Origin of the sequence: Pseudomonas sp. I8001, from assembly GCF_013385345.1 — a bacterium.
Classification (GTDB): domain Bacteria; phylum Pseudomonadota; class Gammaproteobacteria; order Pseudomonadales; family Pseudomonadaceae; genus Aquipseudomonas.
In genome coordinates, this window is record NZ_JACAQC010000007.1 from 91549 (window position 1) to 110913 (window position 19365).

Genomic DNA, 19365 nt, shown 5'->3' on the forward strand with positions numbered 1-19365 from the left:
GCAAAAACCCGCAGGGAGCCTGAAATGAGCCTATTAGAAGAAAACCAAGCCACCGACCTGGAACAGATGGTCGGCCTCACCCGCCGGCGTTTTATCGGTGCCGGCGCCCTGTGCGGTGCCGCGATGTTCCTCGGCGGCAACCTGCTGACCCGCAGTGCCCTGGCGGTCAACGCCGCGTCGAACAGCCCATTGCTGGGTTTCACCAGCATCGCCGCAGCCACCAGCGACACCATCACCCTGCCGCCCGGCTACAGCGCCTCGGTACTGATCAGCTGGGGCCAGCCGCTGCACAAGAACGCGCCGGCCTTCGACCCCAGCGGCAACGGCACCGCCAAGGCCCAGGAACAACAGTTCGGCGACAACAACGACGGCATGAGCCTGTTCGCCTTCCCCGGTGACGACAACCGCGCGCTGATGGCGATCAACAACGAATACACCAACTACCGCTACCTCTACGCCCACGGCGGCGCGCCGCAATCGGCCGAAGACGTGCGCAAGGCGTTGGCCAGCGAAGGCGTGTCGGTGATCGAAGTACGGCGCAAAGGCGACACCTGGCAGTTCGTCCAGGACTCGCGATACAACCGGCGCATCCACGGCAACTCGCCGATCCGCTTCGGCGGCCCTGCGGCGGGCCATGCCTGGCTGAAAACCAGCGCCGATAAAACCGGCAAAAAAGTCCTCGGCACCTTCCAGAACTGTGCCAACGGCAAGACCCCGTGGGGCACGTATCTCACCTGCGAAGAGAACTTCACCGACTGCTTCGGCAGCAGCAACCCGCAACAGACCTTCGACGCCGGGCAGAAACGCTATGGCGTGGTCGCCGCGAGCAAAGACATCAACTGGCACCCCCACGACCCGCGCTTCGACATGGCCAAGAATCCCAACGAACTCAACCGCCATGGCTGGGTAGTGGAAATCGACCCGTTCGACCCGCAATCCACACCGATCAAGCGCACCGCCCTCGGCCGCTTCAAGCATGAAAATGCTGCGCTGGCGGAAACCCGCGACGGCCGCGCCGTGGTGTACATGGGCGACGACGAGCGCGGCGAGTTCATCTACAAGTTCATCAGCCGCGACAAGATCAATCACAAGAATCCCAAGGCCAACAAGGACCTGCTGGACCACGGCACCTTGTATGTGGCGATTTTCGACGCGGGCGACGGCAATGCCGACCATCCCAAGGGCCAGGGCCAATGGGTCGAGCTGACCTACGGCAAGAACGGCATCGACGCCAACAGCGGTTTTGCCAGCCAGGCCGAAGTGCTGATCCACGCGCGCCTGGCCGCCAGCGTGGTGAAAGCCACCCGCATGGACCGCCCGGAATGGATCGTGGTCAGCCCCACCGACGGCCAGGTGTATTGCACCCTGACCAACAACGCCAAGCGCGGCGAAGACGGCCAGCCGGTGGGCGGCCCGAACCCGCGGGAGAAAAACGTCTACGGGCAGATCCTGCGCTGGAAGGCCAATGCCAACGACCATGGCGCGCCGGACTTCAGCTGGGATTTGTTCGTGGTGGCCGGCAACCCGGCGGTGCATGCCGGCACGCCAAAAGGCGGCTCGTCCAACATCAACCCGCAGAACATGTTCAACAGCCCGGACGGGCTGGGCTTCGACAAGGCCGGGCGGTTGTGGATCCTCACCGATGGCGACTACAGCAACGGCGGCGACTTTGCCGGGATGGGCAATAACCAGATGCTGTGTGCCGACCCATCGACCGGTGAAATTCGGCGGTTCATGGTGGGGCCGGTGGCCTGTGAAGTGACCGGGATCAGCTTCTCGCCGGACCAGAAAACCCTGTTTGTGGGGATTCAGCATCCGGGGGAAACCGGTGGTTCGACCTGGCCGGAGCATCTGCCAAATGGCAAGCCACGGTCCTCGGTGATGGCGATTCGTCGGGATGATGGCGGGATCGTCGGCGCCTGATAAGGCCTCTTCGCGAGCAAGCCCGCTCCCACACTTGACCGCATTCCTAAGGTGGAACTCGGTCAAATGTGGGAGCGGGCTTGCTCGCGAAGGCGTCAGAACAGTCACCACCTATCTCGACCCCGGTGCGTTACCATACCCGGCCGGACGCGGCGCCCTGCTGCGCGCAGGAGTTCGCATGGCACACCCGTTTGAAACACTGACCCCTGACCTGGTGCTCGACGCAGTCGAAAGCATCGGTTTCCTCAGCGACGCCCGCATCCTCGCGCTCAACAGCTACGAAAACCGTGTCTACCAGGTCGGCATCGAAGACTCCGAGCCCTTGATCGCCAAGTTCTATCGGCCGCAACGCTGGACCAACGAAGCGATCCTCGAAGAACACAGCTTCACCTTCGAACTGGCCGAGTGCGAAGTGCCGGTGGTGGCGCCGATGATTCACAACGGTGAAAGCCTGTTCGAGCACGCGGGTTTCCGCTTCACCCTGTTCCCGCGCCGTGGCGGACGCGCACCGGAGCCGGGCAACCTCGACCAGTTGTATCGTCTCGGCCAATTGCTCGGCCGCCTGCATGCGGTCGGTTCCACCCGCCCCTTCGAACACCGCGAAGCCCTGGGCGTGAAGAACTTCGGTCACGACTCTTTGAACACCCTGCTGGAAGGCAACTTCATTCCTCGCAGCCTGCTGCCAGCCTACGAGTCCGTGGCCCGCGACCTGCTCAAGCGGGTGGAAGATGTCTACAAGGCCACGCCCCACAAGAACATCCGCATGCACGGCGATTGCCACCCCGGCAACATGATGTGCCGCGACGAGATGTTCCACATCGTCGACCTCGACGACTGCCGCATGGGCCCCGCCGTTCAGGACCTGTGGATGATGCTCGCCGGTGATCGTCAGGAATGCCTGGGGCAACTGTCGGAATTGATGGACGGCTACCAGGAATTCCACGACTTCGACCCGCGCGAACTGGCCCTGATCGAACCGCTGCGCGCCCTGCGCCTGATGCACTACAGCGCCTGGCTTGCACGGCGCTGGGACGACCCGGCGTTCCCCCACAGCTTTCCCTGGTTTGGCAGCGAACGTTACTGGGGCGACCAGGTGCTGGCGTTGCGCGAGCAGTTGTCGGCGCTCAATGAAGAACCGTTGAAGCTGTTCTGATCCCTACCGTCTGGGCCCTGACCTTGGGCCCTACACTTTCAACACACATCCCCTGACAAATATCCTTACAATCGCGGCTTTGTTAGCTGCCTAAGCAAGGATTCTGCATGCAAGCCGCCAACCCCCGTCGCGGGTACATATTGGGCCTGAGCGCCTACGTCATCTGGGGCCTGTTCCCGCTCTACTTCAAAGCCATCGCCAGCGTTCCCGCCGCAGAAATCATCGTCAACCGCGTGCTGTGGTCGGCGCTGTTCGGCAGTGTGCTGTTGATGGTCTGGAAACACCCCGGCTGGTTTCGCGAACTGCGGGACAACCCCAGGCGCCTGGCGATCCTGGCCCTGAGCGGCACCTTGATCGCGGCCAACTGGCTGACCTATGTGTGGTCGGTGAACAGTGGCCGCATGCTGGAGGCCAGCCTGGGTTACTACATCAACCCGCTGGTGAACGTGCTGCTGGGCATGGTGATCCTCGGCGAGCGCCTGCGCCGCCTGCAATGGGTGGCCGTGGGCCTGGCAGCGGTAGGCGTGGCGCAACAGGTTTGGCAAGTCGGCAGCCTGCCGTGGGTATCCCTGGTCCTGGCGGCGACCTTTGGTTTCTACGGGTTGATCCGCAAGCAGGCGCCGGTCAAGGCATTGCCCGGGCTGGTGGTGGAAACCTGGATGCTGGTGCCGATTGCCATCGCATGGTTGCTGTTCAACCCCTCGGCTCACAGCGCACAGATGGAATTCTGGAGCACCTCCGAAGCGTGGTGGCTGGTGGCCGCAGGCCCGGTGACGCTGATCCCGCTGGTGTGTTTCAACGCCGCCGCACGGCATTTGCCCTACACCGCCCTGGGCTTCCTGCAATACGTGGCGCCCACCCTGGTGTTGCTGGAAGCCGTGCTGTTGTTCAACGAACACCTGGCACCCGCCACGCTGATCGCCTTCTGCTTTATCTGGGCCGGCCTGGTGGTTTACAGCATCGACGCCTGGATGACTGTGCGGAAAAACTGATCAAATAACGTACAAACCTCTGCAAGCCACAGCCGGTGTGGCTTGCAGGCATTCACCCCAAGGTTATCCACAGCCTGGTCCCCGGCGTTTGTGCACAAGCCCTTGAAACTGTTCGTTTTTTAGCCAGCTGGCGAAGAGCCACGGCCCGCCTGGGCCGGACGCGGGTCTCTACAGGTTATCCACAGGCCCATGCAAGATTTCCATGCATAACCTTGTGGGCAACTATTCCTCGCTGCGTAGTTCCAGTTCCACCATCAAGTCGTCGGCCAGGGTTTCCAGCGCCGCCTGCAAGGTTTCCAGGGGCAGCGTCAACGGCACCGCCAGCAAGGCTTCGGCGTGGAACAGCAGGTCGCTGCTCATGGGCGCCGGGCGCACGTCGGTGATCAAGCGCTCCAGGTTGACGCCCTGCTTGCTGAGCAGCGCGGTGATGTCGCGAACAATCCCCGGCCGGTCGTTACCGACCAGTTCCATCGCGATGGGTTGCGACTCGCTGGGGGCGAGCGAACTGCTTTCGCCCAGCAGCACGCGAATGCCGTGGGTGGACAAGTCTTCCAGCGCGCCAATCAAGTCCAGCCGATTTTCCGCCGGCACGCTCACCCGCAAAATCCCGGCAAACTGCCCGGCCATGTGCGCCATGCGGCTTTCCAGCCAGTTGCCGCCATGGGCGGCGATGCATTGGGCGATGCGTTCGACCACACCGGGTTTGTCCGGGGCGATGACAGTCAGTACGAGATGGTCCATGGTGTCGTCCTCTTCTTATGATTCTGTAGGAGCGAGCTTGCTCGCGAAGAACGTGAGAGCACCGTTGGGTGTCAGGCATCCCGCGTTATCGTTAACGATCTTCGCGAGCAAGCTCGCTCCTACAAGGTGGACGCAGGCGCCCGCGAAAACAAATCGTGTACCATTTTTATATTTATATGGAACAATCCAATAGTTTTTTGAGAACATCCCGTACCCCACTGTGACCGTACGACCAAAGTGGGTCGCTAAACGACGTATTTAGTCTAATTTTCACAACCGCAACTCATCATGTAGTATGCCCAATCGCGCACTACATAACGTTAGGTCGATGTCTGCCAAGGCAACCACGCACCGCGACGCCGCCCGCCCAGCCGCCTTCTACGGCATGTACTGGTGCAGCGTGTTCACGGTTTACATGGCCAGAGGCTTCATTGGTAAATTGAAAAGCTGAAAAGCGCATAAGCTCCGCAGAGTGAGGCAAGCAATGACTGAACACGTTCAAGTCGGTGGCCTGCAGGTCGCCAAAGTCCTGTTCGACTTCGTGAACAACGAAGCCATTCCTGGTACCGGCATTACCGCCGACCAGTTCTGGGCCGGTGCCGACAAGGTCATCCACGACCTGGCGCCGAAGAACAAAGCCCTACTCGCCAAACGCGACGATTTTCAAGTGCGGATCGACACCTGGCACCAGGCACACGCCGGCCAGGCACACGACGCCGTGGCCTACAAAGCCTTCCTTCAAGATATCGGATACCTGCTGCCAGAAGCCGCGGATTTCCAGGCCTCGACCCAAAACGTCGATGAAGAAATTGCCCACATGGCCGGCCCGCAGCTGGTAGTGCCGGTGATGAACGCCCGTTTCGCCCTCAACGCCTCGAATGCGCGCTGGGGTTCGCTGTATGACGCGCTCTATGGCACCGATGCCATCAGCGAAGCCGACGGCGCCGAGAAAGGCAAAGGCTACAACAAGGTGCGTGGCGACAAGGTCATCGCCTTCGCCCGCGCCTTCCTCGACGAAGCCGCACCACTGGCTGCCGGCAGCCATGTGGATTCCACCGGCTACAAGATCGTCGACGGCAAGCTCGTGGTCAGCCTCAAGGGCGGCAGCAACAGCGGCCTGCGCAGCGATGCCCAGTTGATCGGCTACCAGGGCGACGCAGCCAAGCCGACCGCCATCCTGCTGAAGCACAACGGCCTGCACTTCGAAATCCAGGTCGACGCCAGCACCCCGGTCGGCCAGACCGACGCCGCCGGCGTGAAAGACGTGCTGATGGAAGCCGCCCTGACCACCATCATGGACTGCGAAGACTCCGTCGCCGCCGTCGATGCCGATGACAAGGTGGTGATCTACCGCAACTGGCTCGGCCTGATGAAGGGCGACCTGTCGGAAGAAGTCGCCAAGGGTGGCAAGACCTTTACCCGCACCATGAACGCCGACCGCGTCTACACCGGTGCCGACGGCAAGGAAGTGACCCTGCACGGTCGTTCGCTGCTGTTCGTGCGTAACGTTGGCCACTTGATGACCATCGACGCGATCCTCGACAAGGATGGCAACGAAGTGCCGGAAGGCATTCTCGATGGCCTGCTCACCAGCCTGTCGGCGATCCACAGCCTTAACGGCAACACCAGCCGCAAGAACAGCCGCACCGGTTCGGTCTACATCGTTAAACCGAAAATGCATGGCCCGGAAGAAGCCGCGTTCACCAACGAGCTGTTTGGTCGCATCGAAGACGTGCTGAAGCTGCCGCGCAATACGCTCAAAGTCGGGATCATGGACGAGGAGCGTCGTACCACGGTCAACCTCAAGGCCTGCATCAAGGCGGCCAGCGAGCGTGTGGTGTTTATCAACACCGGCTTCCTCGACCGTACCGGCGACGAGATCCACACCTCCATGGAAGCCGGCGCGATGGTGCGCAAGGCCGCCATGAAGGCCGAGAAGTGGATCGGCGCCTACGAAAACTGGAACGTGGACATCGGCTTGAGCACCGGCCTGCAAGGCCGCGCACAAATCGGTAAAGGCATGTGGGCGATGCCCGACCTGATGGCCGCCATGCTGGAGCAGAAGATTGCTCACCCGCTGGCCGGCGCCAACACGGCGTGGGTTCCTTCGCCGACGGCGGCTGCGCTGCATGCGCTGCACTACCACAAGGTTGACGTGTTCGCCCGCCAGGCCGAACTGGCCAAGCGCGAACGTGCTTCGGTAGACGATATCCTGACCATTCCCCTGGCCCAGAATACCGATTGGTCCGACGAAGAAATCCGCAACGAGCTGGACAACAACGCCCAGGGCATCCTCGGTTACGTGGTGCGCTGGATCGACCAGGGCGTGGGTTGCTCGAAAGTCCCGGACATCAACGACGTCGGCCTGATGGAAGACCGCGCCACCCTGCGTATCTCCAGCCAGCACATTGCCAACTGGTTGCGCCACGGCATCGTCAATGAAGCCCAGGTGATGGAAAGCCTCAAGCGCATGGCGCCGGTGGTGGACCGTCAGAACGCCGGGGATGCGCTGTATCGTCCGCTGGCTCCGGATTTCGACAGCAACATCGCGTTCCAGGCAGCGGTGGAGTTGGTGATTGAAGGGACCAAGCAGCCGAACGGTTACACCGAGCCGGTGTTGCACCGTCGGCGTCGGGAGTTCAAGGCTAAAAACGGCCTGTAAATAAATAAGCCCTGGTCGAGAGATCAGGGCTTTTTTGCAGCAGTTTAAGAAGAACTGAGTTTATAACCGCCATTGAGAACGACCGTATTACCATCCGACTCGAACCGCACATTCAAAAAGTTACCCTTGTGCGTGAAAGCGGTACCGGTCGGGGGGCGTTCAACTTCAAGAAAGATCGTCCCTTCAGTAGGTCCGAAATAATCCTTACCGTCCGGCGCCCGGTAAGTCACGCGCCTGCCCCTTGCCTCGAATTCATGAAGGCCGTTCGGCACATCGTGCCCATAATCCAGGTCAATACGCTCTTGACCTGCCCCAAGCACCGCTGTCCATGACAGGAACCCGAGGACTTCCTTGGTGCTGAAAAACCGAAACTTGCCGGGAGCAAGCACAAGAACAAAAGCATCCCCGGATTGTGCCCTCACCCTTGCGTCCTGCAAGGCCTTATCTTCAACTCGAAAAAGTTTGGTGCTCATAGCGAACTCCTGTTCATGGCTTTGTGAGGCGCTAATCGACGATCAGCACACCCCAAACCAGTAAACAGACGCTCTCAAGCTATTCCTACTGTCAGAATTGACAGTTCTTCGCGAAATCAGACCAATGGCACCGTCTAGGACGCCATCCCCAACTCCCGCTTCACCATCTTCGCCAGCTTCACGCTATCAATCGGCTTGAGCAAAAAGTCCACCACGCTCAAATGCATCGCATCAATCACATCCGGCGCTTCGGCGTCACCCGACATGATGATGATCGGCAGCGCCGCCCGGGTGGATTCGCGCACCTGGCGAATCAATTGCAGCCCGTTGCTCGGCGTCATGCGCAGGTCGGTGATCAGCAAGCCGATGGAGCTGCTGGAACTCAACAAGTCCCATGCAGCCTCGCCGCTGTCGGCGGTCATGCAACGAATGCCGTCCAGGCCAAGAATTTCTGCCAACAGTTCGCGCGCGTCCTTGTCGTCATCCACGATCAAAACCCGTTGTGGCGGCAAATCCGGCTCCTGCATAACAGCACTCAGGGCCTCGCGCTCGGCATCACTCAAAATATCGTGGTCGGACATACGTTTCTCGGCAGTTCTATTCAATCTCCCAGCACAGAAGTCAGACATCGCCGGAAGGGCGAACAATGTGCACTTCGTCGGAAAGTTTGCCTAGTGGGCGTTCTACGGGGTTTGGACGATATTCATGTAAGGTTTTTCCCTAGTAAGTGAGGGCGAATCGCTACCTAGACTTACGTCCAATGGGCACCCGCAGCGCAGGAGTCGACCATGGGGCACGATAACGACAAAAAAACTGCGGTCATAGGTATGAGTAAAGCTGATGCTTTCACACAAGCGGGGAAAACCGCTGTGTTGCAGAACATCCACGGCACCCTGCAATTCCTGCAACGTTTCCCGCCGTTCAACCAAATGGAAAACGCCCACCTGGGATTTCTGGTAGAGCAGTGTCAATTGCGCTTCTACGGCCCCGGCGAGAGCATCCTCAAGCCCTCGGGCGGGCCGGTGGAACACTTCTATATCGTCAAGCAGGGGCGCGTAGTCGGCGAGCGGCCGGACTCGACAGAAACCACCTTTGAAATCACCACCGGTGAATGTTTTCCGCTGGCGGCGCTGCTGGGGGAGCGGGCCACCCGTACCGAGCACAAAGCCGCCGAAGACACCTTCTGCCTGCAACTGAACAAGCCGGCCTTTATCAAGCTGTTCGCCCTTTCCAGCGCGTTTCGCGACTTTGCCTTGCGCGGCGTGAGCAGCTTGCTGGACCAGGTCAACCAGCAAGTCCAGCAAAAGGCCGTGGAAACCCTCGGCACCCAATATTCGCTGAACACCCGCCTGGGCGAATTGGCCATGCGTCACCCGGTCACCTGCAGCCCGCTGACGCCGCTGCGTGAAGCGGTCACGCAAATGCACGAGCAGCAGGTGGGCAGCATTGTGATCGTCGATGAACACAAGGCGCCCCTGGGGATTTTCACCCTGCGGGACCTGCGCCAGGTGGTGGCCGACGGCACCAGTGATTTCAACCAGGGCATCGAGCGCCATATGACCCAGGCGCCGTTTTTCCTCACGCCGGACCACAGCGCCTTCGACGCGGCGATTGCGATGACCGAACGGCATATCGCCCACGTGTGCCTGGTCAAGGATCAGCGCCTGTGTGGCGTGGTGTCCGAGCGTGACCTGTTTTCCCTGCAGCGGGTGGACCTGGTGCACCTGGCGCGCACCATCCGCAATGCGCCCAGGGTCGAAAACCTGGTGGCGATTCGCGGCGAAATCGGCCAGTTGGTGGAGCGCATGCTCGCCCACGGCGCGTCGTCTACGCAGATCACCCACATCATCACCTTGCTCAACGATCACACGGTGTGCCGTGTCATCGAGTTGACCCTGGCCGACAAGGGCGACCCGGGCGTGCCATTCAGCTGGCTGTGTTTCGGCAGCGAGGGCCGCCGCGAGCAGACGCTGTATACCGACCAGGACAACGGCATCCTGTTCGAAGCCCGGGACGCCGCCGAAGCCGCCGAGATTCGCGGGCGCCTGCTGCCGCTGGCACAACAGATCAACCAGAGCCTGGCGCTGTGCGGCTTCAGCCTGTGCAAGGGCAATATCATGGCCGGTAACCCGGAGCTGTGCCTGTCCCGGGCGGAATGGGCGCGGCGCTTTGCCGGGTTTATCCGTGAGGCGACGCCGGAGAATCTGCTGGGTTCGAGCATCTATTTTGATTTGCGGGTGGTGTGGGGCGATGAGCAAGGGTGCGAGCAACTGCGCCAGGGCATTCTCGACCAGGTGGCAGACAACCGTTTGTTCCAGCGCATGCTGGCCGAGAACGCGTTGCGCCAGCGCCCGCCGGTAGGGCGCTTCCGGGATTTTGTGTTGACGCGCAAAGGCGCCGACAAGGCAACTCTCGACCTCAAGGTGCAAGGCCTCACGCCATTTGTCGACGGTGCCCGTCTGCTGGCATTGGCCAACGGCATCAGCGCCATCAACACCCTGGAGCGCTTGCGCCAACTGGTGGCCAGGGAAGTCATCGAACGCCTTGATGGCGCCGCCTATGAAGAGGCCTATCACTTCATCCAGCAAACTCGCATGCAACAACACCAACTGCAAACCCGCGAGAACCTGCCCTACTCCAACCGCGTCGATCCCGACAGCCTCAACCACCTCGACCGGCGCATCCTGCGCGAATCCCTGCGCCAGGCCCAACGCCTGCAAGGCAGCCTGACGTTGCGGTATCAGCTGTGAGCTGGTTTGGCTGGTTGCGCAAACCCAAACCTGGCCTGGATGCGGCGCAACAACGGCGCGTCGAGCAATTGCCCACACCTGGGGAGCTGGGGGACGGATCGCTGCGGGCCCAACGCTGGGTGGTGGTGGACCTGGAAACCAGCGGCCTGAACCTCAATCGCGATCAGGTGCTTTCAATTGGCGCCGTGGTGATCGAGGACGGCGCAGTGGACTTCTCGCAATTGTTCGAACGCACCCTGCACCGGGCCGAGACCAAGCTCAACCCCAGCGTGCTGATCCATGGCCTGGGGCCCAGCGCCATTGCGGCGGGCAGTGACCCGGCAGAGGCGCTGATGGACTTCATGGAGTTTGTCGGCGACAGCCCGCTGCTGGCGTTTCATGCGCCCTTCGATCAACACATGCTGTGCCGGGCACTCAAGGACAGCCTGGGCTATCGCTTGAACCACCCGTTCCTGGACGTGGCCGACATCGCCCCGCTGCTGTGCCCCGACGCCAACATCCGCGAAGCCGGGCTGGATGACTGGATCACGCATTTCAAGCTGCAAGTGGGCGAGCGCCACCATGCCAGTGCGGATGCGCTGGCAACGGCGGAACTGATGCTGATTTTGTTCAGCCGTGCACGGCAGCAGCAGATCGACAGCCCGCACGCGTTACAACAGCGCCTGGGCCAATGGAAACGCCGCAAGCAAGCCCCCTCATTCTAATGGTGGCGAGGGAGCTTGCTCCCGCTGGGGTGCGAAGCGCCCCCAAATCAGCCAACCCATTTCCAACTGAATAAATGCACTGCCTGGATTACGACTGCTGCGCAGCCGAGCGGGAGCAAGGTCCCTCGCCACAGTAAGCGGCATCACCATGATAGATAGCATTACGCCGCCGCCCGACCAACGCCAATTGCACCCGCCTTACACCTCTGCCACAATCGCGAATAATTCTCGTTAGTTTAAACTTTCCGATCGGTGTCGCCTTGTCGTCAATCCAAAGTCCCCACAGTGAGCTTGTTGGCGCGTTGTACCGCGACCATCGCCGCTGGCTGTTGGCGTGGCTGCGACGCAACGTGGCCTGCCCCAGCCGCGCCGAAGACCTCAGCCAGGACACCTTCATGCGCCTGCTGGGCCGTGAAGAACTGCGTGAACCCCGCGAGCCGCGGGCGTTCCTGGTGGCCATCGCCAAGGGCCTGCTGTTCGATTATTTCCGCCGCGCCGCGCTGGAACAGGCTTACCTCACCGAACTGATGCTGATCCCGGAAAGCGAGCACCCGTCCCCGGAAGAACAGCAACTGATCCTCGAAGACCTCAAGGCCATCGACCGCCTGCTGGGCAAACTCTCGAGCAAGGCCCGCGCGGCCTTCCTCTACAACCGCCTCGACGGCATGGGCCACGCCGAAATCGCCCAGCGCCTGGGGGTTTCCGTGCCGCGGGTGCGGCAATACCTGGCCCAGGGTATCCGCCAGTGCTACATCGCCCTGTATGGCGAGCCGCTGTGAGCCCGGTCAGTTCCAAGCCGGTGTCGGCGCGGGTGCTCGACGCGGCCATTGCCTGGCAACTGTCCCTCGACTCGGGCGACGGCAGTGCCGTGGAGCAGGAAGAATTCGCCAAATGGCTGGCCAGCAACGAAGAACACGCCCGCGCCTGGCGCCAGTTGGGCATGCTCGATCAGCGTTTCAGTGTGGCCTCGGGCCCGGCCCGTGCGGCATTGCTGCAGTCACGCGAAGGCATTCGCCGCCGCGTGCGCAAGCTCGGCAGCGGCCTGGCCAGTGTGGTGCTGGTGTGCGGCCTGGCATTGTTCGTCGGCCAGCGCTACGTGCCGCTCAACTATTGGCTGGCCGACCAGCGCACCGCCACCGGTGAACAGCGCACCCTGAAGCTGGCGGATGGCACCGTGATCAACCTCAACACCCACAGCGCCATTGACGTGCGCTTTGACGAGAAACGTCGGCTGATCGTATTGCAGGAAGGCGAGATCCTTGTCGAAACCGGCCACAACGACGCCCGCCCGTTTTTTGTCGAAACCCGCGAAGGCAGCCTGCGCGCCCTGGGCACACGGTTTATCGTCAAGCGCGAGGAAGATGGCACCCGCCTCAGCGTGTTGCAGTCTGCCGTCGGCGCACAGCCTGAAGCGCTGCATCAAGAGCAGATCTTCAAGGAAGGCCAGCAAGTGCTGATGCGCCGCGACAGCCTCGGCCCGATGCTTGCCGTCAGCCCCGGCACCGACGCCTGGACGCGCGGCATGCTGGTGGTGGACAACGCGCGGCTCGGCGACGTGGTTGAGGAACTGAGCCGCTACCGCACCGGCTACCTGGGTGTGGATAAACAAGTGGCAGACTTGCGGATCACCGGCAGCTTCCCGCTGCACGACACCAACCTGGCACTGAACGCGCTGCTGCCGACCTTGCCGGTGCAGATTCAACAACACACGCCGTGGTGGGTGACGGTGGCGCCCAAGCCGTAGGCTCCTGTGGTGCATAGGCCATTGTCATCGCAGGCAAGCCAGCTCCCACAGGTGGAATGCGTTCCCCTGTGGGAGCTGACTTGCCTGCGATGAGGCCCTCAAAAACAGCACTCACCCACTAATAGAAATTATTTTCATCGAGCCCTATCACTTTTTGCATCTCGCTCGGCACATAGGCAATTGAGAAATATTTCCATTCAGGAGCCGCCCTATGTCCCGCACGCTAGACACCTTGTTGCGCCCCAGCCTGTTGGCCGTGGCCATTGCCCTCAGCGCCTCGCTGGCCAGCACCCAGTTGCTCGCCGCCGAACAAGCGTCCAGTGTGCGCGCCTACAATCTGCCGGCAGCGTCGCTGGCCACCACCCTGAACCAGATCGCCAGCCAGGCCGGTTTGGCGCTGACGCTGAACCCGGGGTTGGCAGCGGGCAAGACTTCCGCGCCGGTAAAAGGGCAATTCGATGCACAAGGCGCATTGCGTGAAGCGTTGCGCGGGACCGGGCTGCAACTGGAGCAAAGCAGTGCAGGCACGTTCAGCCTGGTAGCGATCCCGGATGGGGTCGTGGCATTGCCGGAGACCAGCATTACCGGCCAGGCCGACGCGGAAAGCGCATGGGGGCCGGTTGATGGTTACCTGGCGACCCGCACCGCTGCCGGCACCAAGACCGATACCGCACTGGTCGAAGCCCCGCGTTCGATCTCCGTCGCCACTCGCCAGCAAATGCAGGACCGCAACGTCCAGAACCTGGATGACGCCGTCAAATACATGCCCGGTATCGTGTCCGCCAGCTACGGCAGTGACACCCGCTACGACTGGATGCGTGTACGCGGCTTCGAACCCACCCAGTTCCTCGACGGCCTGCCGCTGCCACGCGGCGTGTATGCCAACCCGAAAGCCGAAACCTGGAACCTCGACCGCCTTGCGCTGCTGCGTGGGCCGGCCTCGTCGGTCTACGGCCAGACGCCACCGGGTGGCCTGCTGGATATGGTCAGCCGCCGCCCCAGCGCTGAATCGAGCAATGCCATCCAGGTGCAGTACGGCAGCGACAACTACCGCCAGATCAACTTCGCCAGCACCGGCAAGATCGATGATGAAGGCCAGTTTCTCTACGGCCTCAGCGGTGTGGTGCGCGACGCCGGCACCCAGGTCGATCACATCGACAACAAGCGCTACAACATCGCGCCCAGCCTGACCTGGAATATTGATACCGACACCAAGCTGACGTTCCTGTCGCAGTTCACCCGCGACGATACCGGCGCCACCAGTCAGTTCCTGCCCATTGTCGGCACCAAGATCAAATCGCCGCTGGGGGACATCTCTCATCACAAGAACCTCGGCGACCCGGACTACGAGTACTACGACCGCACCTACTACGCGCTGGGCTACGCCTTCGAGCATCGCTTCAACGATACCTGGCAGTTCAAGCAGAACCTGCGTTACACCAAGTCGGAGCTGGCTTTCCAGCAACTGACCGTGGGTTCCTACGGTTACTCGACCATTGATGCCGAGGGCAATACGAGCCGCGGGTCGACCAACGTCGACGAAAACATCGGCCAGTTCGCCGTCGACAACAATTTCCAGGCTGACTTCGCCACCGGTGATATCACCCACACGCTGTTGCTCGGCCTGGATCACCAGCGCACCGACACCTCGTACCTGTCGATCTTCGGTGACGGCGGCACAGTCAACCTCTACAACCCCGTCAACACCAAGCCGGTGGTGCGTCCGGCGCGCTCCACCGCTTATTACGACTACAACCAGAAAACCATCCAGACTGGCCTTTACGCCCAGGACCAGATGGCCCTGGACCAGTGGCGCCTGACCCTCGGCGGGCGTGAAGACTGGGTGCACCAAGGCACCACCTACTTCAACAAAAACGATGCAACCAATACCGACCGCAGCAAGAACTTCAGTGGCAACGCCGCGCTGAGCTATGTGTTCGATTCGGGCTTCGTTCCGTACCTCTCCTACGCCGAATCGTTCCAGCCAGCGAGTAACGCCAGCGTCTCGCCAACCGAGTCGTACAAACCCACCGAGGGCAAGCAATGGGAGCTGGGGGTCAAGTACCAGCCACCCGGCTCAAATACCCTGCTGAGCGCTGCGGTCTATGACCTGACCCAAAAGAACGTGCTGGTTACCAGCTTCGGTGCCGGTGGCCAGTCGATCACCGACCAGACCGGCGAAGTGAAGGTCAAGGGCCTGGAATTGGAAGCCGTCTCTGACGTGACCGAGAACCTTAAGGTCATCGCGGCATACACCCTGGCCAAATCCGAAGTGCAAAAAGGCCAATACAAAGGCAACCGCCTGCAACTGATGCCAAACCAGCAAGCCTCACTGTGGACCGACTACACCTGGCACGCCGGTGTGCTCGACGGTTTCGGCATTGGCGCGGGTGCCCGCTACACCGGCAATACCTATGGCGACCAGGGCAACACCTGGCTGGGCAAGGCCAATGCCTACACCGTGTTCGATGCCTCCGTGCATTACGACCTCGGCCGCCTGGACAATAGCCTCAAGGGGGCTTCGGTGAAACTGAATGCCACCAACCTGTTCGACAAGGACTACATTTCCACCTGCGATGCTTCCTACTGCTACTACGGCGACCAACGCAGCGTCGTCGCCAGTGCCACCTACCAGTGGTAATCGGCTGAGTTAACAACCGGGCCGCCCCCGTGGGCGGCTTCGGTGTGTCTGAAGGCTAGAAAATGAAAAGCAAAACCATCCGCCGCTGGTCCTTCATCCACACCTGGACCAGCCTCGTCTGCACCGTATTCCTGCTGCTGCTCGCCCTCACCGGCCTGCCGTTGATCTTCCACCACGAGATCGACCACCTGCTGGGCAACGAACCCGAGCTGGCACAGATGCCCGCCGATACCCCACAGCTGAACCTCGAACAGCTTGTTGCCAAAGCCCAGGCCCATCGCCCCGGCGAAGCCATGCAATACCTGGCCTGGGACGAAGACGACAAGAACGGCGTGATCGCGATCATGGCCGCCACCGCCGGCACCGAACCCAATTCCTCCCACACCTTCATGCTCGACGCCCGCACCGGCGAGGCCGTGGAAACGCCGTCGGCCAACGGCGGGCTGACGATGTTCCTGCTGCGCCTGCACGTCGATATGTTCGCCGGGCTGCCGGGCAAGTTGCTGCTGGCGTTCATGGGCATTCTGTTTGTGCTGGCGATCATCTCCGGCACGGTGTTGTACCTGCCGTTCATGCGCCGGCTGAAATTCGCCACCGTGCGCCAGGACAAATCCACGCGCCTGCGCTGGCTCGACCTGCACAACCTGATCGGCGTGGTCACCCTGACCTGGGCGCTGGTAGTGGGCGTGACCGGCGTGATCAGCGCCTGCGCCGACCTGATCATCGCCGCGTGGCGCACCGACAGCCTCAGCGCAATGATCGAGCCTTACAAAAACGCCCCGCCGCTGACCCTGCGCGCCCCCGCCACCGACCTGCTGACGATTGCCGCCAAGGCCGCGCCCGGGATGGAGCCGGACTTTATCGCGTTCCCCGGCACGCGTTTCTCCAGCGAGCATCACTACGCGGTGTTCATGAAAGGCAGCACCCACCTGACTTCACACCTGCTGACGCCGGTATTGATCGACGCCAGCAACCTGCACGTCACCGCCATCGCCGAACGGCCGTGGTACATGGACGCCATGGGCATGTCCCAGCCGCTGCACTTCGGTGACTACGGCGGCATGCCGATGAAGATCCTGTGGGCGGTGCTGGATGTGCTGACCATCATCGTCCTGGGCAGTGGCGTGTACCTGTGGCTGGTGCGGCGCAAGGCGGCCAAGTCATGAAGCCGAGGCAATCGAGTTTCTGGAAGGTATTCGGCATTCCGCTGGCCATCGGGTTGTTGAGTGCTGCCGGATTGTTTGCGGCATTGCTGGGGGACGGCTTGTGGGATTCGCTGAGCTGGGTGGGGCTGGGCATTCCGGCCGCCATAGGTAGCTGGGCGTTGCTCAAGCGTTGAGATAGATTAGCGCTGCCCTTTTCCGAGGAATGCCCATGTCCACCCCCAGCATGACGTTGTTCCACAACCCTGCCTCGCCGTTTGTGCGCAAAGTACGGGTGTTGTTGCACGAGACCGGTCAACTGGACCGCGTGACCTTGCACGCCTGCGTGCCGACGCCTGTCAAGCCTGACGCCGACGTGATCCAGGACAACGCGCTGGGCAAGATCCCCGCCCTGCGCCTGGCCGACGGCAATGCGCTGCACGACAGCCGGGTGATCCTCGATTACCTCGACTACCAACACACCGGGACTCCACTGATCCCCCGTAACGGCCCGGCCCGCTGGCGGCGCCTGACCCTGGCCTCGACCGCCGACGGCATCATGGATGCCGCCGTACTGGTGCGTTATGAAACCGCCATGCGCCCCGAGGAAAAACATTGGGACCTGTGGCTGGAAGGCCAGCGCGACAAGATCCGCCGCGCCCTCGACATGCTCGAACAGGACGCCATCGCCGAACTGGCCGGGCCGTTTGACGTGGCCGCGATCAGCGTGGCGTGTGCACTGGCTTATCTGGACTTCCGCCACCCGGACATGCAGTGGCGGTCGAGCCATCCGAAGCTGGCGGCGTGGTATGCCGAGGTGAGTCAGCGGCCGTCGATGCTCCAGACCCAGCCACCGGCCTAACCTGCTGCAAGGGTTCTTTTGTGGTGAGGGAGCTTGCTCCCGCTGGAGTGCGAAGCGCTCCCAAGATTTTGGGGCCGCTGCGCAGCCCAGCGGGAGCAAGCTCCCTCGCCACAAAAAGCTCCCGGGCCAAAGGGAATAGCGCGTTAATCCTCACCACTAACTGCGCGCCCTCTTGCTGATCTTCCCGCAACCCCAACGACCTACTCATCACCCACCTCCTTGCGTTTGCCCACCCCATACCAATCCAGCTTGCGGGTCAGCACCATCACCGTGCCCAGCAACCCGAACAGCAGCAACGAGCCCATCAACAACGCGTAATCCTCGGCACTCAGCAACCCGTACAGCAAGCCATACAACGCCGCCAACCCTGCTGAAAACCCCAGGCCATGGGCGACACTGCGCAGCACATGGCAGACGTAAAACCCGATCAGCAACACACAGGCCGCCGCCGATATCAGGTAAGCCGGGCCAAACCCGATGTGCTCGGACAACGACAACAGCAGCAGGTAGAAAAACGCCAGGGCAACCCCCACCAGCGCGTACTGGATCGGGTGCACCGCCAGGCTCTTGAGCACCTCGAACAGGAAGAAACCGGCAAACGTCAGGGCAATGAACAGCAGCGCATATTTGATCGCCCGATCGCTCTTGAGGTACTGGTCCACCGGGTCGATAAAGCTCACGCCGAAGCTGCGGCTGTTGAAGTCGTCACAGCCGCGCTCGGCCAGGCAACCGCGCAGTGCTTCTTCCAGGTTGGTGGAGAAGAATGTGGTCTGCCAATTGGCGCTGAAGCCTTGGGCGGTGACCTCGCGCTGGGTCGGCAGGAAGTTGCCGATAAAGCTGGGGTGCGGCCAGTTGGACGCGAGCTTGACCTGGCTGGTCTTGCCCACCGGCACCACTTGCAACTGCTCGGTTCCTTGCAGGCGCAGGTCAAAGGCGAAGTCAAAAGGTGACGGATTGTGGCTGTCCTGCTCGGGCAGCATCACGTGCACACCCTCCCCCAGCCAAGCCACTTGAGTGCCCGGGGAAAACGCCAGTTGCTGGCTGCCCAGCTCCAGCTTCAACGCATTTTCGATGCCGCGAATGTCGCTGATACCCACTGCCAGATACGCCGGCTCAAAGCGGTAATCGGCAAAGTTTTCCGTGATGCCCCACTGCTCCGGCAACACAAACCGCCCACTGATACGGCTGTCGGCGTGGAACAACCGCGCCTGGTAGATGCCCCGGGTGCGCACTTCGGTTTGCACCTGCCCGTCGAGGGCAAATTGCTCCGGCAGGAAATACAGATGACCACGCACCTCGCGGGTTTCTTCGTAGCGTTCGTTGAGCTTTTCATTGAGCTTCCACTCCCGGACGGTCTTGCGATAAGGCACCACCAGCACCGGGCCATTGAGGCGCTGGCTGTAGCTGGAACTGCGGGCGATATCCTGCAAGACGTCGTCGCGCAGTTGCTGACGGTCGGTAATCACCCCGTGGATCATCAGCAACGGAATCAACAACAGCACGATCAGCAGCGCGATGGCGCCCAATTTGAAAAGCAGATTGCGGTTCATGAAGCTCTCCCTGTTTTGATGGGGGAGA

16 protein-coding genes and 1 pseudogene are annotated in these 19365 nt (G+C 61.6%); 12 read left to right on the top strand and 5 right to left on the bottom strand.

All coding sequences use genetic code 11. The features are described 5' to 3' along the window. The first annotated feature begins 24 nt into the window (after window positions 1-24). The 3 genes from HX839_RS04930 (at window position 25) to rarD (ending at window position 4068) form a co-directional block, all read left to right on the top strand. Window positions 25-1923, top strand: a complete 1899-nt coding sequence (locus tag HX839_RS04930) for a PhoX family phosphatase (RefSeq protein ID WP_177066809.1) — start codon at window positions 25-27, stop codon at window positions 1921-1923. Window positions 1924-2101: 178 nt separating this feature from the next. Beyond that, window positions 2102-3076, top strand: coding sequence for a serine/threonine protein kinase (locus tag HX839_RS04935; RefSeq protein WP_087694744.1), 975 nt, complete (start codon window positions 2102-2104; stop codon window positions 3074-3076). A 107-nt stretch (window positions 3077-3183) separates the two neighbouring features. Further along, window positions 3184-4068, top strand: a complete 885-nt coding sequence (gene rarD / locus HX839_RS04940) for an EamA family transporter RarD (RefSeq protein ID WP_177046495.1) — start codon at window positions 3184-3186, stop codon at window positions 4066-4068. Between the two features lie 222 nt (window positions 4069-4290). Here rarD and HX839_RS04945 read toward each other — a convergent pair whose 3' ends face one another. Together HX839_RS04945 and HX839_RS31515 are read right to left on the bottom strand one after the other, a co-directional pair. After that, a complete protein-coding gene (locus tag HX839_RS04945; protein WP_003211081.1) occupies window positions 4291-4809 on the bottom strand; it encodes a glycine cleavage system protein R in 519 nt (172 codons plus the stop codon). 24 nt (window positions 4810-4833) lie between these two features. Beyond that, window positions 4834-4920 (bottom strand): annotated as a pseudogene (locus tag HX839_RS31515) (outer membrane lipoprotein carrier protein LolA); the annotation flags it as partial. A 373-nt stretch (window positions 4921-5293) separates the two neighbouring features. On the opposite strand from HX839_RS31515, the gene HX839_RS04950 reads away from it, so the two are divergent. Next, window positions 5294-7471 (top strand): malate synthase G, encoded by a 2178-nt coding sequence (locus tag HX839_RS04950; protein WP_177020649.1) that lies wholly within the window; start codon window positions 5294-5296, stop codon window positions 7469-7471. A 44-nt stretch (window positions 7472-7515) separates the two neighbouring features. Here the strand turns inward: HX839_RS04950 and HX839_RS04955 are convergent, their stop codons facing one another. Continuing rightward, the gene (locus tag HX839_RS04955; protein ID WP_177066810.1) at window positions 7516-7944 is read right to left on the bottom strand and encodes a hypothetical protein; all 429 of its coding nucleotides are present in this window, start codon (window positions 7942-7944) and stop codon (window positions 7516-7518) included. Window positions 7945-8078: 134 nt separating this feature from the next. Then, window positions 8079-8525 carry a response regulator gene (locus tag HX839_RS04960; protein WP_003211086.1) on the bottom strand — a complete coding sequence of 149 codons (447 nt, stop codon included), beginning with the start codon at window positions 8523-8525 and terminating at the stop codon, window positions 8079-8081. A gap of 246 nt (window positions 8526-8771) precedes the next feature. On the opposite strand from HX839_RS04960, the gene HX839_RS04965 reads away from it, so the two are divergent. From HX839_RS04965 to HX839_RS05000, 8 genes are all read left to right on the top strand, one after another. Beyond that, entirely contained in the window at window positions 8772-10694 is a 1923-nt protein-coding gene (locus tag HX839_RS04965; RefSeq protein ID WP_003211088.1) for a putative nucleotidyltransferase substrate binding domain-containing protein, read from the top strand. Then, window positions 10691-11398: a PolC-type DNA polymerase III gene (locus HX839_RS04970; protein ID WP_003211091.1), complete on the top strand. Its 708-nt coding sequence runs from the start codon at window positions 10691-10693 to the stop codon at window positions 11396-11398. Before HX839_RS04965 ends, HX839_RS04970 begins: the two co-directional genes overlap by 4 nt. A 260-nt stretch (window positions 11399-11658) precedes the next feature. Beyond that, complete coding sequence (locus tag HX839_RS04975; protein ID WP_134327431.1) at window positions 11659-12177, top strand: RNA polymerase sigma factor; 519 nt, start codon at window positions 11659-11661, stop codon at window positions 12175-12177. After that, complete coding sequence (locus HX839_RS04980) at window positions 12174-13142, top strand: FecR family protein (RefSeq protein WP_177066811.1); 969 nt, start codon at window positions 12174-12176, stop codon at window positions 13140-13142. The genes HX839_RS04975 and HX839_RS04980 overlap by 4 nt, the downstream gene beginning before the upstream one ends. Window positions 13143-13353: 211 nt before the next feature. Next, window positions 13354-15783 carry a TonB-dependent siderophore receptor gene (locus tag HX839_RS04985; RefSeq protein WP_177066812.1) on the top strand — a complete coding sequence of 810 codons (2430 nt, stop codon included), beginning with the start codon at window positions 13354-13356 and terminating at the stop codon, window positions 15781-15783. A 62-nt stretch (window positions 15784-15845) separates the two neighbouring features. Further along, entirely contained in the window at window positions 15846-16949 is a 1104-nt protein-coding gene (locus HX839_RS04990; protein WP_003209218.1) for a PepSY domain-containing protein, read from the top strand. After that, complete coding sequence (locus HX839_RS04995; protein ID WP_003209216.1) at window positions 16946-17122, top strand: hypothetical protein; 177 nt, start codon at window positions 16946-16948, stop codon at window positions 17120-17122. Before HX839_RS04990 ends, HX839_RS04995 begins: the two co-directional genes overlap by 4 nt. 35 nt (window positions 17123-17157) lie before the next feature. Next, window positions 17158-17787, top strand: a complete 630-nt coding sequence (locus tag HX839_RS05000; protein WP_008434349.1) for a glutathione S-transferase — start codon at window positions 17158-17160, stop codon at window positions 17785-17787. Window positions 17788-17987: 200 nt separating this feature from the next. On the opposite strand, the gene creD is transcribed toward HX839_RS05000, so the two are convergent. Then, on the bottom strand, window positions 17988-19337 hold the full coding sequence (gene creD / locus HX839_RS05005; RefSeq protein WP_177066813.1) for a cell envelope integrity protein CreD: 1350 nt from the start codon (window positions 19335-19337) through the stop codon (window positions 17988-17990). Window positions 19338-19365 lie beyond the last annotated feature (28 nt).

Excerpts from the sequence above, each read along its gene's own strand:
- HX839_RS04930 (WP_177066809.1), top strand. The coding sequence starts at position 25 with ATGAGCCTATTAGAAGAAAACCAAGCCACCGACCTGGAACAGATGGTC.
- HX839_RS04935 (WP_087694744.1), top strand. The coding sequence starts at position 2,102 with ATGGCACACCCGTTTGAAACACTGACCCCTGACCTGGTGCTCGACGCA.
- rarD (WP_177046495.1), top strand. The coding sequence starts at position 3,184 with ATGCAAGCCGCCAACCCCCGTCGCGGGTACATATTGGGCCTGAGCGCC.
- HX839_RS04945 (WP_003211081.1), bottom strand. The coding sequence starts at position 4,809 with ATGGACCATCTCGTACTGACTGTCATCGCCCCGGACAAACCCGGTGTG.
- HX839_RS04950 (WP_177020649.1), top strand. The coding sequence starts at position 5,294 with ATGACTGAACACGTTCAAGTCGGTGGCCTGCAGGTCGCCAAAGTCCTG.
- HX839_RS04955 (WP_177066810.1), bottom strand. The coding sequence starts at position 7,944 with ATGAGCACCAAACTTTTTCGAGTTGAAGATAAGGCCTTGCAGGACGCA.
- HX839_RS04960 (WP_003211086.1), bottom strand. The coding sequence starts at position 8,525 with ATGTCCGACCACGATATTTTGAGTGATGCCGAGCGCGAGGCCCTGAGT.
- HX839_RS04965 (WP_003211088.1), top strand. The coding sequence starts at position 8,772 with ATGAGTAAAGCTGATGCTTTCACACAAGCGGGGAAAACCGCTGTGTTG.
- HX839_RS04985 (WP_177066812.1), top strand. The coding sequence starts at position 13,354 with ATGTCCCGCACGCTAGACACCTTGTTGCGCCCCAGCCTGTTGGCCGTG.
- HX839_RS04990 (WP_003209218.1), top strand. The coding sequence starts at position 15,846 with ATGAAAAGCAAAACCATCCGCCGCTGGTCCTTCATCCACACCTGGACC.
- HX839_RS04995 (WP_003209216.1), top strand. The coding sequence starts at position 16,946 with ATGAAGCCGAGGCAATCGAGTTTCTGGAAGGTATTCGGCATTCCGCTG.
- HX839_RS05000 (WP_008434349.1), top strand. The coding sequence starts at position 17,158 with ATGTCCACCCCCAGCATGACGTTGTTCCACAACCCTGCCTCGCCGTTT.
- creD (WP_177066813.1), bottom strand. The coding sequence starts at position 19,337 with ATGAACCGCAATCTGCTTTTCAAATTGGGCGCCATCGCGCTGCTGATC.